The following is a 14,460-nucleotide window of genomic DNA, read 5'->3' as shown; positions in this document are numbered from 1 at the left end:
GCCGGGCCATATCCGGGCCAGGCGCGGATCCGGGCCGGGCAGGTCTAGGCCGGCTCCGTCCGCCGCCGCTCGATGACGCCGAATTCGTCGCTCTCGCGGGCGCGGCGTAGCGCCTCCTCCGCTTCCGTCGCCTCGCGCTGCATCGCCCACATTTCGGCATAGAGGCCGGCATTCGCAAGGAGCTCGCGATGGCTGCCGCGCTCGACGATCTCGCCGGCCTTCAGGACGAGGATCTCGTCGGCATTGACGATGGTCGACAGGCGGTGCGCGATGGTCAGCGTCGTGCGGTTCTTCGAGACGAGGTCGAGCGCCGACTGGATCTCCTGCTCGGTGTGGGTGTCGAGCGCCGACGTCGCCTCGTCGAGGACGAGGATCGGCGGCGCCTTCAAAATGGTGCGGGCGATCGCCACGCGCTGTTTCTCGCCGCCGGAGAGCTTCAGCCCCCGCTCGCCGACCATCGCCTCGAACCCTTCCGGGAGCTGCCGGATGAAGCCGGCGATCTGGGCGAGTTCGGCGGCGCGCTGGACGTCGGCATCGCCGGCGTCGGTGCGGCCGTAGCGGATGTTGTAGGCGATCGTGTCGTTGAAGAGCACGGTGTCCTGCGGGACGATGCCGATCGCCGCGCGCACGCTTTCCTGCGTCACCGCGGCGATGTCCTGGCCGTCGATGGTGATGCGCCCGCCCTTGACGTCGTAGAAGCGGAAGAGCAGCCGCGAGATCGTCGACTTGCCGGCGCCGGACGGACCGACGATGGCGACCGACCGGCCGGGCGGCACCTCGAAGGAGACGCCCTTCAGGATCTCGCGGGCCGGATCGTAGCCGAAGCGGACGTTCTCGAAGCGGATCGCTCCCTCGCGGACGACCAGCGGCTCCGCATCCGGCCGGTCGACCACCTCCGCCTCGATGTCGAGAAGCCGGAACATCTCCTCGATGTCGGTCAGGCCCTGGCGGATTTCGCGATAGACGAAGCCGATGAAGTTCAGCGGGATCGACAGCTGCATCAGCATGGCGTTGACGAAGACGAAGTCGCCGAGGGTCTGCTCGCCGCTCCTGACGGCGAGCGCCGACATCACCATGACGATCGCCATGCCGGCGCCGAAGATCACCCCCTGCCCGAAGTTCAGCCAGCCGAGCGAGGTCCAGATCCGCGTCGCGGCCACCTCGTAGCGCGCCATCGACCGGTCGAAGCGCTCGGCCTCCATCGCCTCGTTGCCGAAATACTTGACCGTCTCGAAGTTCAGGAGCGAGTCGATCGCCTTGGTGTTGGCGTCGGTGTCGGAATCGTTCATGTCGCGGCGGATGCCGATCCGCCAGTCGCTCGCCTTGATGGTGAACCAGCCGTAGAGCCAGATCGTCACGGCGATCACCGCGACATAGGCGAGGCCGTAGGCGAAGGCGAAGATGATCGCGACGAGGGCGAATTCGAGGATCGTCGGAATGGTGTTGAGGATCGTGAAGCGGACGATCGCCTCGATGCCCTTGGTGCCGCGCTCGATGATCCGCGACAGGCCGCCGGTGCGCCGCTCGAGATGGAAGCGCAGCGACAGGCGGTGCATGTGGACGAAGGTGCGGAAGGCGAGACGGCGCACCGCATATTGCCCGACCCGGGCGAACAGGGCGTCGCGCAGCTGGTTGAGCCCGACCGAGATGACGCGGGCGACGTTGTAGGCGACGACGAGGGTGACGGCGCCGGCGAGGACGATCGGCAGCCAGCCGCTCGGCGTGGCGTTGCCGTCGAGCGCGTCGGTCGCCCATTTGTAGAAGTACGGGACGCCGACGGTGAGAAGCTTGGCGAGGACCAGGAAGACCGAGGCGTAGATCACCCGCATCTTCAGGTCCGGCCGGTCGCTCGGCCACATGTAGGGCCAGAGGTTCGCGAGCGTCGAAAAGGTCTTGCCGCGGTCGCCGGACACGCGGTTGCGGGAGGTCTCGGCCAAGGTCGTCCTTCACGCGGCACGAGGCGCCGCGTTCTCGTTCGGAAAATCAGATTGGAACCGATCTAAGCCTTCGCGGCCGAAAGATCGACCGCGCAATTCCGATTTGTGGCGAGGCGCGCGGGCCCGGACGCGGCGAATCGGACCCGCGCCGGGATCGAGGACGCGGTCGGCGACGCCTCCGGAAGGGTCGCCGAGGCCGGCTGGCAGGCCGCAGCTCCGCCGCAGGCTCAGTCGGTCGCGGTCGGCGCGTTCCCCTCACCCGGCGGGTGCTCGCCCGGCATGCGGAAGACCTGGCCCGGATAGATCAGGTTCGGGTCGCGGATCTGGTCGCCATTGGCGAGATAGATCACCGTGTAGCGGCTGCCGACACCATAGGTGTCGCGGGAGATCCGCCACAGCGTGTCGCCCTTGCGGATGATCACGCGGCTCGACTTCGTGGCCGAGAGCGCCGGCTGGCGGCGGACCGGGATGCGCCCCGACTTGTCGGCGGCAGCGACCTCGCCCGCCGCGGCGCCGGCAGGCTCCGGCTCGCCGCCCGCTCCGTTCGGGGACGGGCTGTCGCCCGTTTCGGAAGTCGCCGCCGGCCGGCCGGACGCTCGTCCGGTCGCCGCCGCGGTGTCCTCCGGCGGGGTCGCCGTCGTCTGGTTCACGCTCGTGTCGCGGGTCGGTTCGGCGACCGGCGCGGAGGACTGCGCCGACGTACCGCCGGAGGCCGGGCCGGACGAGGCGTCGTTCTCCGGCAGGGCCGCGACGACGCGCCCGCCGCGGGTCCCGTCGCCGCCGGTGTTGGCGCCACTCGCCCGATCGCCGCCGGTTTCGTCGTCGCGTTCGGCACCGGCGACGGGAGCACCGCCCGAAGCGTCATCCGAGCCGAGCGTGTCGAGGGGATCGAGCGGCGGCGCACCGCGGACGATCGCGCGGCGGTCCGGCTGGCCGGCCGCGTTCGACGCGACCTCGGAGGGCTGCGACGACGGAGCCGTTTCGGCACTCGCCTGCGGCTCCCGCGAGCGGCCGGTCTCGGCGACGCTGCGGTCTTCGTTACCTTCACCGGCACCGGCACCGGCACCCGCACCGGCATCGCTGCCCGTCGCCGGCGCGGCCGTCTTCTTTCCGGTGACGAGGCTGTCGGGCACTCCCGAAATCCGCGCCGCGAGATCCGCCTCCCGGTCGGCCGTGGGAGCTTCTCCCGAAGCCTTCTTGTCCGTCCCGGCAGTCTCCGTCGGCGCCGCCGCAAGGCGCTGTGGCTGGTCGTCGGCGGGCTTTGTCGCGCCCGGCGCGGTGGCGGAGGCGATCGTGCCCGCTGCGGCGGAGGATTCGGCGCCGGTCGTCGGTCCGCCCTCCGGCGTGGCCGCAGCCGGTGACGACGCGGCAGCGGTCGACGCCCCGGCATCGGAACCGCCGGCGGGCGTCCCGGATGGTCCGGCGTTCCCGGCGCCTGCCCCGGCCTCGGTCTTCGAAGCCTGCTGTTCGGCCTCGCCGGTCTCGGCGGCGACGGGGCCGGGCCCGTCAGGCCCGGCATCGCCGGATGCCGGCTTCGGCGCAGCCTTTCCGGCGTCGTTCTCGGCGACGGCCGCCAGCGCCTCGCCCTGCGGCCGGAAGAACGGCACCTCGACGCGCGCGGCGACGGCATCGCCGCCCGACAACTGGTCGACGCGGATCAGATGATCGCCGACCGCGAGCTGCTGATCCGTCGAGACGACGAAGCGGCCGTTGGCATCCGCGACGCCGACGGCGAAGGGCCGGTTGTCGACATAGACGCGGAAACGCGTGCCCGGCTCGGCGGCGCCCGCAATGAAGATCCTGCCACCGTCGATCTCGACGGCCTCGACGCGCAGCGGCGCCGGCTCGGCGCCCCCCGTCCGAGGCTCTGCGGATGGCGTCTCGGCGGCAGGCCGCTCGGCCTCCCCGCCGCGGCTCGCGACCTTCTCCCCATCCGGGTTTTCCGCGCCGGCGGGGGCCGCGGTTTCGGTCTCCGGCGTCGTCCCGGCGACTTCAGCGCGATCATCAGGGGTCGGCCCAGCCTGCGGAGCCGGCTGCTCGTCGGTGTCCGCCGCGTCCTCGGAGGCGACCGTCCGGTCCGTCTCCGTGAGCGGCGCTGCGGAGGGCTCCGGCGTCGCCACCTGGTTCCCGGAGGCCGGCGACTGCTCTGCCGCCGGCGCGCCGCCGGCGTCAGGCTTCGCCTGGTCGGTGCGGGACGGTTCCGCCTCGGACGGCCCTTTCGGCGCGGAGCCGGTCGTGGGGGTTTCGATCAGCCGCGAGGCTTCGCCCGGCTTCTCGATCATCGCGAGGAGTTCGTCGGACTTGCCGTCATGCGGCACGGAGACGACCGCGGTCTCGCTCGAAACCTTGGCGTCGCCGGTGCCGTCGTCGGCGTGGATCTGGATCGAGTGATCGCCGGCATCGAGCGGCTTGTCGAGGACGATGACGAAATCGCCGTCGCGATTCGCCTTGTCGCTCCCGAGCTCACGCTCGCCGTCGACGAGCGAGACCTTGCTGCCCGGCGCCGAGTGGCCGGCGACGAGCGTCGATCCGTCCGGCTCGACGCGAAGCACGTCGAAGCGGGGCTGCGTGCCGTCGTCTTCCGGGGCAGCGGCCTTTCCGGCCCCGACCGCGGATGCGCCCGAGGCGATTTCGGCGCTCCCGTCGGGCTGCGCGTCCGCCGCGGGCGGTTCCCCTGCCGCCGGAGTCGCACTGGCCTCCTTCGTCGCCGCACCGCCATCGTCGGCAGTCGCTGCCTCCGCAGCGGGCCCGGCACCGGCGGCGGCATCGGCGGTCGCGGACGTCTCGGCCTCAGAGCCAGCCGTCGTGCCGCCCGAAGCCGGCGGCGTTTCCGCGACCCTCGAACCGGTGGCCGCCGGGGCTGCGCCGGTGCCCTCGGAAGTCGCCGCGGTGCCTGCGCCGGTGGAAGACGGCGCCTGATCGGTCTGCCCCGGCGCACCCGACTGCGCGGATTGCGCGGACTGCGTGGATTCGGCCGGCGCAGCGGTGGCGGTGGCAGCCTCGCCGTCCTGCGACGCCGACGCGGTTTCGTCGCCGCCGGCAGGCGCCGTGCCGGCCATGTCGGCCGTGCCGGGGCTCTGCGGCGTGGGCGTCACATCCGCCACAGTCGCGGGGGCACCGGCCTGCGTCGGCTCTGCCGACGTTCCGCCTGCGCCACGCTGCTTCTCATTGCTCTCGGCATCGCCCGCAGCGACCGCAGAGGCGGAGCCGGCATCCGTCTTCGGAGCGGACGGCGTCTCCTCGGTGCCGGCAGTCTGCGGCCTCTCCTCGGCGCCGGCAGTCTGCGGCGCGGACGTTGCCGAGCCGGCAGCGGCGGGTGTCGCGTCGCGCTGCGCCTTCGCCGTCTCGACGGGCCGGGCGTCCGTCGCGTCGCCGCCGCCGCCGGGGCGGACCGCATCATCTTGCGCGGTCTCTTGTGCAGTTTGCGCGGTGGTTCCCGCTTCCTGCGACGGGGTCGAAGTAGCGGTATCGGCGGACGGGCCCTGCGGCGCCTCGGAGCCGGCAGGTTCCGCCTGCTTGGAGGCAGGCGCTTTCACACCCGTCGATTCGGCGCCGGTCGCAGCCGCCAGCTCGGCGCTCTCGTCTTTCTTCTTGGCGGGGTCTTTCGTCGCGGCGGCGTCCCCGGAAGCAGAGCCGGGCGCCTGCGCCGTTCCGCCGGCGGCGGCCCTGGACACCCGGCTCGCGGTTTCACTCCCGCCCGCTCCGTCCGGGCGAATCGCCTTGCGGTCCGGCTCGGCAAATCCGGTGGTCTCGACCGTCGCGTCGCCGCCTGCCGTCCGCTGCTCGTCGCGCCCGGCGATCCGAAGCTTTTCGGAATCCAGCATGTCCCAGTAGCCGGCGACGATCGCCACCAGAAGAACCAGACAGAAGAGGACGATGCCGAGGGCTCTGCGCTGCATGTGATGGCTCGATCGGGCGGCAGGTCGATGCCGCGAAATTTATTTCCGCACTGTGCTTGACGTGTATCGAACCGGCGGCAGCCCCACAAGCATTAGCATTCGCACCGCCATCTCCGTGAGGCGCGGCCGGCGGCGCTCGTTTCTCCGCTCTCTGCTTGCCGATCCCGGGGAGTCGGGGTCCGCAACGCCGGCAGAGACTTGCGCTTCGCCGTGGTCCGCGGGCGAAGTCGGGAATTGACTTTTCCGCCCGCCCCTTCCTATAAGCGCCCAGCGAGCGGGCGGCGCTCCGCGCGACGATAGTCTGCGCTCGGATGGCCGCACCGGTTTTCCGGATCATACACGATTGAAGGGCCCGCGTCCTCGACCCGCGCGGGATTTGACCATGAAGCGTACCTACCAGCCCTCGCGGCTCGTCCGCAAACGCCGCCACGGTTTTCGCGCCCGCATGGCGACCAAGGGCGGCCGCAAGGTGATCGCCGCCCGCCGGGCGCGCGGCCGCAAGCGGCTGTCGGCCTGACCCCCGATGCCCCGGCGGGCGTGAGACCGGCCGCCACGGCTCCGGGCAGACTGACGAAACGCGCGGAATTCCTCGCCGCGCGCAAGGGCCGTCGGCTGAACGGCCCGTTTTTCTTCGTCGAGGCGCTTCGGCGAGACGACGGCGGTCGTCCGCGCTTCGGCCTGACGGTGACCCGCAAGGTCGGCAATGCCGTCGAGCGCAACCGGATCCGCCGGCGCCTGCGCGAAGCGATCCGCCTGTCCGCCGAGGCTGACATGGTGCCCGGCATCGATTATGTGATCGTCGCGCGCCGCGACGTCCTCACGGCGCCGTTCGACACCCTGTCGCAGGAACTGCGGCGACGCTTTGCCCGAATGGCCGGGCCGAACGAGAAGACGGCGCCAGGCGGCGAAGGCCGGGCCGAGCGCCGATCGAGGTCTGATTGATGGAAAACAACCGCAACTTCCTGATCGCCATGGCGCTTTCCATCGCGGTCCTGGTCGGCTGGCAATATTTCGTCGTCAGTCCGCGCATGGACGCCCAGCGCCAGCAGGCCGAGACGACCGACGCCCAGCCGAAAGGATCGCTGCAGACCCCGCAGACGCCCGCCGGCACCCAGCAGGCCGAGACCGCGGCGCCCTCGGGGCGCGAGAGCGTCATCTCCAGCCCGCAGCTGCCGATGTCGGAAGACCGGCAGGCGGTGCTCGCCAGCGGCCAGCGGGTGCCGATCGACACGCCCCAGCTGACCGGCTCGATCAACCTTGCCGGCGCCCGCATCGACGACCTCAGGCTGAAGAACTACCACGAGACCGTCGACGACTCCTCGCCGACCATCGTTCTGCTCTCGCCCGAACAGCTGCCCAACGCCTATTTCGTCGAGACCGGGCTGATCGTCCCCGGCAAGGGGCCGGTCGTCGGCGCCTCTACCCAGTGGCAGGCGCCGGAAGGCGCCAAGCTGACGCCCGGAACGCCCGTCACCCTGACCGCGACCGTCGACGGCATGACCGTCGACCGGACGATCGCCGTCGACGACAACTTCATGTTCACGGTCAAGGACACGATCGAGAACACCGGTTCCTCGCCGGTCACGGTGAAGCCCTACGGCCGCGTCACCCGCTATTCCAAGCCCGAGGTCGCCTCGACCTACGTGCTCTTCGAGGGCCTGCTCGGCGTCTTCGGCGACGAAGGCCTCAAGGAGGTCAAGTATTCGGCGATCGAGGAGGACAAGAAGGACGCCGAACCGAAGGCCAACGGCGGCTGGCTCGGCATCACCGACAAATACTGGGCGACGACGCTGATTCCGGAGGGTTCGCGGCCCTTCGACAGCCAGTTCCTCTACATGACCGGCCAGCGGCCGCACTACCAGACGGAATTCGTCTCCGATCCGATCGACATCGCGCCGGGAAGCAGTGCGACGACCACCACCCGCAGCTTCGCGGGCGCCAAGGTGGTCGACATCATCGACGGCTACGAAGAGTCCCTCGGCATTAAGCAGTTCGGCCAGCTGATCGACTGGGGCTGGTTCTATTTCATCACCCGGCCGATGTTCCACGCCCTCGACTTCTTCTACACGCTCGTCGGCAACTTCGGCGTGGCGATCATGATCGTCACCGTCATCCTCAAGCTGTTCTTCTTCCCGCTCGCCAACAAGTCCTACAAGTCGATGGCGCGGATGAAGACCATGCAGCCGAAGATCACGGAGCTGCGCGAACGCTTCAAGGACGACAAACAGAAGCAGCAGCAGGAGATGATGCGCATCTACAAGGAGGAGAAGATCAATCCGGCGGCCGGCTGCTGGCCGATGCTGATCCAGATTCCGGTGTTCTTCGCCCTCTACAAGGTGCTCTACGTCACGATCGAGATGCGCCATGCGCCGTTCTTCGGCTGGATCCAGGATCTCGCGGCGCCGGACCCGACCTCGGTGTTCAACCTGTTCGGCCTGATCCCGATCACCCTGCCGCACATGCTGATGATCGGCGTCTGGCCGATCGTCATGGGCATCACGATGTTCATCCAGATGCGGCTCAACCCGACGCCGCCGGACCCGACGCAGCAGATGATCTTCACCTGGATGCCGGTGATCTTCACCTTCATGCTCGCCGCCTTCCCGGCCGGGCTGGTGATCTACTGGAGCTGGAACAACACCCTGTCGATCATCCAGCAGTCGGTGATCATGAAGCGCAACGGCGCCAAGATCGAGCTGTGGGACAACCTCAGGAACACGTTCCGACGACGGGAAAAACCGTCGGAAGGCTGATCGCGGCTCCAGCCCGCCGCATCGCCCCGTCGCGGGCCGGCAGACTGCCGGCCCTTTTTCGCAGGAAAGGAGCCGCATGATGCATGGCCCCTCGCCGGAAACGCTCTATCCCCTGCCCGGCCATCCCCGCGCCGTCTTCCTGAAGAACGTCGTCACCCGGCCGAACATTCTCGTCGGCGACTACAGCTATTACGACGATCCGGACGGCGCCGAGCGCTTCGAGGAGCGCAACGTCCTGCATCATTTCGACTTTTACGGCGACAGGCTGATCATCGGCCGCTTCGTCGCCATCGCCGCCGGCACGCGCTTCGTCATGAACGGCGCGAACCACGCCATGGGCGGCTTTTCGACCTATCCCTTCAACATCTTCGCAAACGGCTGGGAGAAGGGCTTCGACATCTCGAGCTGGACCGGCCAGAGCCGCGGCGACACGGTGGTCGGCAACGACGTCTGGCTCGGCATGGAAAGCCTCGTCATGCCGGGTGTGACCATCGGCGACGGGGCGATCGTCGCGGCACGCTCGACCCTTGTTTCGGACGTTCCGCCCTATGCGATCGTCGGCGGCAATCCGGCGAGGGTGATCCGCATGCGCTTCGACGAGGCGACGGTCGCCCGGCTCCTCGCCCTCGCATGGTGGAATTGGCCGGCCGACAAGATCACCCGCCATCTCGATCTGATCCGCGGTGCCGACATCGCCACACTGGAAGCTGCGTCATGAGCGACGGACATTCTCCCGGCACACCCGCAAGCGAGGCCGACCGGCGCTTCTTCGCCAAGCCGTGGGTGTTCGTGCGCGGCGTTCCGGCGCTGAAGTTCCTGCCGCCGGAGGGGCCGCCCGAGATCGCCTTCGCCGGGCGCTCCAACGTCGGCAAATCGTCGCTGATCAACGCCCTGCTCGGCCAGAAGGGCCTCGCCCGCACCTCCAACACGCCGGGCCGGACGCAGGAGCTGAACTTCTTCGTTCCCGACGGCTACGGCGATCCGGCGGCCGGCCTGCCGCCGATCGCCCTCGTCGACATGCCGGGCTACGGCTACGCCAAGGCCCCGAAGGCGCAGGTCGACGCCTGGACGGCCCTCGTCTTCGACTATCTGCGCGGCAGGGCCAGCCTGAAGCGGGTGTTCCTGCTGATCGACGCCCGCCACGGCATCAAGGCGAATGACGAGGAGGTGATGGCGCTGCTCGACAAGGCGGCGGTCTCCTACCAGATCGTCCTGACCAAGACCGACAAGATCAAGCCGCCGGCGGTTGAGGCGCTCGTCGCCGCGACGCTGGAGCGCATCCGCAGGCGCCCCGCAGCCTTTCCGGAGCTCGTCGCGACGTCGTCGGAAAAAGGCGGCGGCATCGACGAGCTGCGTGTCGCGGTCCTCCGCCTTGCCGAATAGAGCATGATCCCGAAAAGCCGGAAGCGGCTTTCCGAGAAAGATCATGCGGAAACAGGAGGATGGAGCGGGAGGATGAGCGAAGCTCATTTCATCCCGCAAAAAGACGTCAGCGCCCGAAGCGCCGCTCGATCCGCTGCTCGATCCGCTTCAAGACGTCGCGATAGGCCTCGAGGATCTGCTCGCGGGAGCCGGTGACGACGGAAGGGTCCGGCATCGGCCAGAACTCCACCTCCACCGACGCGGTGCCGGTGGCGTCGAGGGCGGCGTGATGGGCCTCCGGCGCCATGGTGACGATCAGGTCGAAATAGCCGTCCTCGAGATCCTCGAAGCGCTGCGGCTGGCGGTCGCCGAGGGAAAGCCCGCGTTCGGCAAGCACGGCGTCGACGAAGGGGTCGCGCCGTCCCTGGCGCACGCCGGCCGAGGCAATATAGACCGTCTGCGGCAGGACGGATCGCGCCAGCGCTTCGGCGATCGGAGAGCGGATGGCGTTCATGCCGCAGAGGAACAGGACGGACGACACCTTCGCCGGCGGGCCGCCAGAGGCGTCGCCGCCCTTTCCGGCGCCGTCGGCCATGCCGGCGCTCACGCGGCGACCCCCAGGGACGGACCGGCGACGCCGCCGAAAGCGGCCCCTCCTCGCGGGGCGGAAAGAACGCGCGCCATCCGCCGCCGGACCGGCTCCAGACAGACGGGGCGCGCGAGGGCCGCCACGACCGTCAGCTCCGCCAGTTGAGGACGCAGATCAGCGTGAACAGCCGGCGCGCCGTGTCGAGATCGACGTCGATCTTGCCCTTCAGCCGCTCCATCAGCGTCTGCGAGCCGTCGTTGTGGATGCCGCGCCGGCCCATGTCGATCGCCTCGATCTGCTGCGGCGTCGCCGAACGGATCGCCTCGTAATAGCTGTCGCAGATCATGAAGTAGTCGCGGATCACCTTGCGAAACGGCGTCAGCGACAGGATGTGGGTGACCAACGTCTGGCCAGTCTCGTCACGAATGTCGAAGACGAGGCGCTTGTCGAGCAGCGAGAGCTTCAGCTTGAACTTCGCCCCCTCCGGCGCGCCGACCGGGTTGAAGACGTTCTCCTCCACCAGATCGAAGATCGCGACGTTGCGCTCGTGCTCGACGTCGGGCGTCGCACGGCCGATCGTCTCGTCGAGTTCGACGTCGATCAGCCGGCCGCTCGTCGTCGCGTTTTCCTCCCCCATCGCGCCGTCCCTCACAGATTGAGCCGGATGGCGACGGACCGGCCATGGGCGTCCAGCCCCTCGACCCGCGCGAGCTCGATCGCCGCGGGCCCCAGCTCGCGCAGCTGCCCGGCGGAAAGCTTCAGCACCGAGGTGCGCTTGACGAAGTCGAGCACCGACAACCCGGAGGAGAACCGCGCCGAGCGGGCGGTGGGAAGCACGTGGTTGGAGCCCCCGACATAGTCGCCGATCACCTCCGGCGTATGGCGGCCGAGGAAGACGGCGCCTGCGTTGCGGAGCGTCGCGAACAGCGCCTCGGGGTCGGCCACCGCGAGTTCGAGATGTTCCGGCGCGATCCGATCGGAGAGCGGCGCGGCGTCGGAGAGCGCCTCGACGACGATGATCGCACCGTGATCGCGCCAGCTGGCTGCCGCCGTCTCGGCGCGCGAGAGGGTGGAAAGCTGGCGCTCCACCGCCGTCTCGACGCGGTCGGCGAAGGCCAAGTCGTCGGTGATCAGGATCGACTGGGCCGCCGTGTCGTGCTCGGCCTGGGCGAGGAGGTCGGCGGCGATCCAGTCCGGATCGTTGTCGCCGTCGGCGATCACCAGCACCTCCGACGGCCCGGCGATCATGTCGATGCCGACATGGCCGAAGACCTGGCGCTTGGCGGCGGCGACGAAGGCGTTGCCCGGCCCGACGATCTTGGCGACGGGGGCGATGGTCTGCGTGCCGTAGGCGAGCGCGGCGACGGCCTGGGCGCCGCCGATGCGGTAGATCTCGGAGACCCCGGCGATCTTCGCGGCGGCAAGCACCAGCGGATTGAGAGCGCCGCGCATCGCCGGCACCACCATGGCGATGCGTTCGACCCCTGCGACCTTCGCCGGCACGGCGTTCATCAGCACCGAGGAGGGATAGCTCGCCGAGCCGCCCGGAACGTAGAGCCCGACGGATTCGACGGCGGTCCAGCGGCTGCCGAGTTCGACCCCGATCGCGTCGGTATAGCGGTCGTCGGCGGGGAGCTGGCGGCGATGATGGGCGGCGATCCGCCGGTGGGCGAGGTTCAGGGCCTCGAGCGTATCCGGCGAGGTCGCCTCGTAGGCCGCCTCGATCTCGGCCTCGGTCACCCGCATCGTCGCCGGCGTCAGTTCAAGCTGGTCGAACCTGCGGGTCAGAGCGAGGAGCGCCGCGTCGCCCTCGGCGCGGACGCTGTCGATGATCGCGCGCACCGCCGCGTCGACGTCGGCCGCCTGCTCGCGCTTGGCGCCGAGCAGCGTCGCAAAGCGGTCTTCAAAGTCTTCGTCCGTCGAAGCAAGGCGCCAGGGCACTCTCGACCATTCCTTCTCGTTCTGTCGCCGCCGCGCGGCCCGGTCGGCGCGCGAGGCATTGCCGCCGCATCCCGGCGCGCCCGGTGCCTCAGGCGCGATGGTTCGGCCGCGCCATCGTCGCCCAGGCGCCGCCGACGTCGGCGAGCTGGGCTTCCACCACTTCGACCTCCAGCCTTATCGCGGAGCCGCCTGCGAAAACAAGTTCGACGGTCCCCGAGGGCGCGTCGGCCTCGGCGAAGCGGACCGCCAGAAGCACCAGCACGTCGTCCGGGGCGAGACGGTCGAAGCCGAAGCGCGAGGCGGCCGTCACCCGGTCGAAATGCAGCACCGCGCGCCGGCGCTCGTAATTCGGGCGGCTGAACAGCGAGAAGCGCTTCGGCGGAACCAGTTTCTCCCAGACGAAGCGGTTCATCTCGACGACGAACCGTCTCTCCCCCGGCCGGTAGATCAGCTCCTCAACGCGCACGACGGCGTCCTGGCAATGCGCCGAGACGATCGCGAGATCCTCGGCATCGACGGCGAGCAGGCGCAATTGGTCCATGCTGACGGGGAACCTCGCTTCGGGGGGTGGGTGTCGCACCACGTGTCACTCTGGTGCCTCGCACCGGGCGGGACACTTAGGCTGCGGCGGGCGGCCTGCAAGGAAGCCGCGCCGGGAGCCGATGCGGCGCGCGAGGCGATGCCGGCCGCGAGTCACACCGGCGTTAGCGTTTCCTTACCGTCCGCCGGGTTAAGACAGCTTCTGCGGGCAGGCGTCGCCCGCTGTCGCAGGTGCCAGGGAACCGAGCTTTGATGATCGAAGGCCGCGCCGCAGTCCCCGCCGAGGGCACGCGCTTTGGGGCGCTCGACGGCTGGCGGGGGATCTGTGCCCTCCTCGTCGTGTGCTTTCATGCGCCGGTCACCGGCTTTGCCGAGCACAGCCCGTTCGTCCGCAACGCCTTCCTCTTCGTCGACTTCTTCTTCGTCCTGTCCGGCTTCGTGATCGCCCACGCCTTCTTCGACCGGCTCAAGGAGACGAAGGCCGCCGGCCGGTTTCTCCTCTCCCGGCTGTTCCGGGTCTACCCGCTGCATCTCTTCATGCTGGCGCTCTACGTCGCGGTCGAATGCGCGATCTTCGTCGCCAAGGGGCCGGGCGAGGCCTTCCATGGCGGCACGTCGATCGAGGCGCTCGTCGTCAACCTCCTGATGCTGCAGTCGCTCGGCCTTCTCGACACGCTGACCTGGAACTATCCGAGCTGGTCGATCTCCGCCGAACTCGTCGCCTATGCCTGCTTCGCCCTCGTGGTGGTGACGGTGCCGCGGCTGATGCTGCCGCTCTGCGGCCTCGTCGTCCTTCTCGCCCTGCCGGTCATTGCCGCGGTCAAAGGCCACATGGACGTCTCGTCGGATCTCGGATGGCTGCGGTGTTTGGTGGGCTTCGCCATCGGCGTCTTGCTGCGGCGGGCGGTCTGGCACGAGCCGGAGAGGGCGAAGGCGAAGCGCTATCCGGCGAGTTGGACGCTGACCGAGATCGCCGCCGTCCTGCTCGTCTTCGTCTTCGTCTCGGAACTCGGCGGAACCGTGCTCACCGTGGCGGCGCCCCTGGTCTTCGGCCTCGCCCTCTACGTCTTCGCCCATGAGGGCGGCGCGATCAGCCGCGCCCTCACCTCGCGCCCGATCGCCTTCCTCGGCACGATCTCCTATTCGATCTACATGACCCATGCCTTCGTGATCGACCGCTTCCACAACGCCGCCTCGGTGGCGGGCAGGCTCGTCGGGCGGAACATGTTCGTCGAAGCCGCCTTCGACCGCGAACTGATCGCAACGCCCGGATGGATGGGCTCGCTGCTGCTCGTCGCCATGATCGCCGCGACGATCTTCTTCAGCGCCGTCACCTATCGCTTCGTCGAGACCCCCGGCATGGCGCTCGGCCGGCGCTTCATGGCAAAGCGCCAATCCGCCGCGGCGGCCGACCGGACGGTGGCCGCGGCCTGAGACCG

12 protein-coding genes are annotated in these 14,460 nt (G+C 69.4%); 6 read left to right on the top strand and 6 right to left on the bottom strand.

Translation table 11 applies throughout. The annotated features are described in order from the left end of the window. Nucleotides 1–44 precede the first annotated feature (44 nt). Nucleotides 45–1,859: an ABCB family ABC transporter ATP-binding protein/permease gene (locus J1C47_RS10575; RefSeq protein WP_207350863.1), complete on the bottom strand. Its 1,815-nt coding sequence runs from the start codon at nucleotides 1,857–1,859 to the stop codon at nucleotides 45–47. Nucleotides 1,860–2,164: 305 nt separating this feature from the next. Further along, nucleotides 2,165–5,836, bottom strand: a complete 3,672-nt coding sequence (locus tag J1C47_RS10570; RefSeq protein WP_207350730.1) for a LysM peptidoglycan-binding domain-containing protein — start codon at nucleotides 5,834–5,836, stop codon at nucleotides 2,165–2,167. Between the two features lie 382 nt (nucleotides 5,837–6,218). Here J1C47_RS10570 and rpmH point away from each other — a divergent pair, with 382 nt between their 5' ends. The 5 genes from rpmH to yihA all read left to right on the top strand — a co-directional run bounded on the left by rpmH (nucleotide 6,219) and on the right by yihA (nucleotide 9,972). After that, nucleotides 6,219–6,353, top strand: a complete 135-nt coding sequence (rpmH, locus tag J1C47_RS10565; protein WP_207350729.1) for a 50S ribosomal protein L34 — start codon at nucleotides 6,219–6,221, stop codon at nucleotides 6,351–6,353. A gap of 20 nt (nucleotides 6,354–6,373) precedes the next feature. Further along, nucleotides 6,374–6,778 (top strand): ribonuclease P protein component, encoded by a 405-nt coding sequence (rnpA, locus tag J1C47_RS10560; RefSeq protein WP_342591962.1) that lies wholly within the window; start codon nucleotides 6,374–6,376, stop codon nucleotides 6,776–6,778. Next, nucleotides 6,778–8,589, top strand: a complete 1,812-nt coding sequence (gene yidC, locus J1C47_RS10555; RefSeq protein ID WP_207350728.1) for a membrane protein insertase YidC — start codon at nucleotides 6,778–6,780, stop codon at nucleotides 8,587–8,589. Before rnpA ends, yidC begins: the two co-directional genes overlap by 1 nt. Before the next feature lie 76 nt (nucleotides 8,590–8,665). Next, a complete protein-coding gene (locus tag J1C47_RS10550) occupies nucleotides 8,666–9,307 on the top strand; it encodes a CatB-related O-acetyltransferase (protein WP_425354555.1) in 642 nt (213 codons plus the stop codon). Then, nucleotides 9,304–9,972 carry a ribosome biogenesis GTP-binding protein YihA/YsxC gene (yihA, locus tag J1C47_RS10545; RefSeq protein WP_207350727.1) on the top strand — a complete coding sequence of 223 codons (669 nt, stop codon included), beginning with the start codon at nucleotides 9,304–9,306 and terminating at the stop codon, nucleotides 9,970–9,972. Before J1C47_RS10550 ends, yihA begins: the two co-directional genes overlap by 4 nt. Nucleotides 9,973–10,078: 106 nt before the next feature. Here yihA and J1C47_RS10540 read toward each other — a convergent pair whose 3' ends face one another. From J1C47_RS10540 to J1C47_RS10525, 4 genes are all read right to left on the bottom strand, one after another. After that, the gene (locus J1C47_RS10540) at nucleotides 10,079–10,546 is read right to left on the bottom strand and encodes an arsenate-mycothiol transferase ArsC (protein ID WP_207350726.1); all 468 of its coding nucleotides are present in this window, start codon (nucleotides 10,544–10,546) and stop codon (nucleotides 10,079–10,081) included. 142 nt (nucleotides 10,547–10,688) lie between these two features. Continuing rightward, a complete protein-coding gene (locus tag J1C47_RS10535; RefSeq protein WP_207350725.1) occupies nucleotides 10,689–11,177 on the bottom strand; it encodes a UPF0262 family protein in 489 nt (162 codons plus the stop codon). 11 nt (nucleotides 11,178–11,188) lie between these two features. Beyond that, nucleotides 11,189–12,481, bottom strand: coding sequence for a histidinol dehydrogenase (gene hisD / locus J1C47_RS10530; protein WP_207350724.1), 1,293 nt, complete (start codon nucleotides 12,479–12,481; stop codon nucleotides 11,189–11,191). 88 nt (nucleotides 12,482–12,569) lie between these two features. Continuing rightward, a complete protein-coding gene (locus J1C47_RS10525) occupies nucleotides 12,570–13,022 on the bottom strand; it encodes a DUF2948 family protein (protein ID WP_207350723.1) in 453 nt (150 codons plus the stop codon). A gap of 251 nt (nucleotides 13,023–13,273) precedes the next feature. Here J1C47_RS10525 and J1C47_RS10520 point away from each other — a divergent pair, with 251 nt between their 5' ends. Then, nucleotides 13,274–14,455 carry an acyltransferase family protein gene (locus J1C47_RS10520; protein ID WP_207350722.1) on the top strand — a complete coding sequence of 394 codons (1,182 nt, stop codon included), beginning with the start codon at nucleotides 13,274–13,276 and terminating at the stop codon, nucleotides 14,453–14,455. Nucleotides 14,456–14,460 lie beyond the last annotated feature (5 nt).

Origin of the sequence: Jiella sonneratiae, assembly GCF_017353515.1 — a bacterium.
In the GTDB taxonomy this organism is placed as follows: domain Bacteria; phylum Pseudomonadota; class Alphaproteobacteria; order Rhizobiales; family Rhizobiaceae; genus Jiella; species Jiella sonneratiae.
The sequence above is the reverse complement of the archived record's forward strand: the minus strand, read 5'-3'. Positions and strand labels throughout refer to the sequence as shown.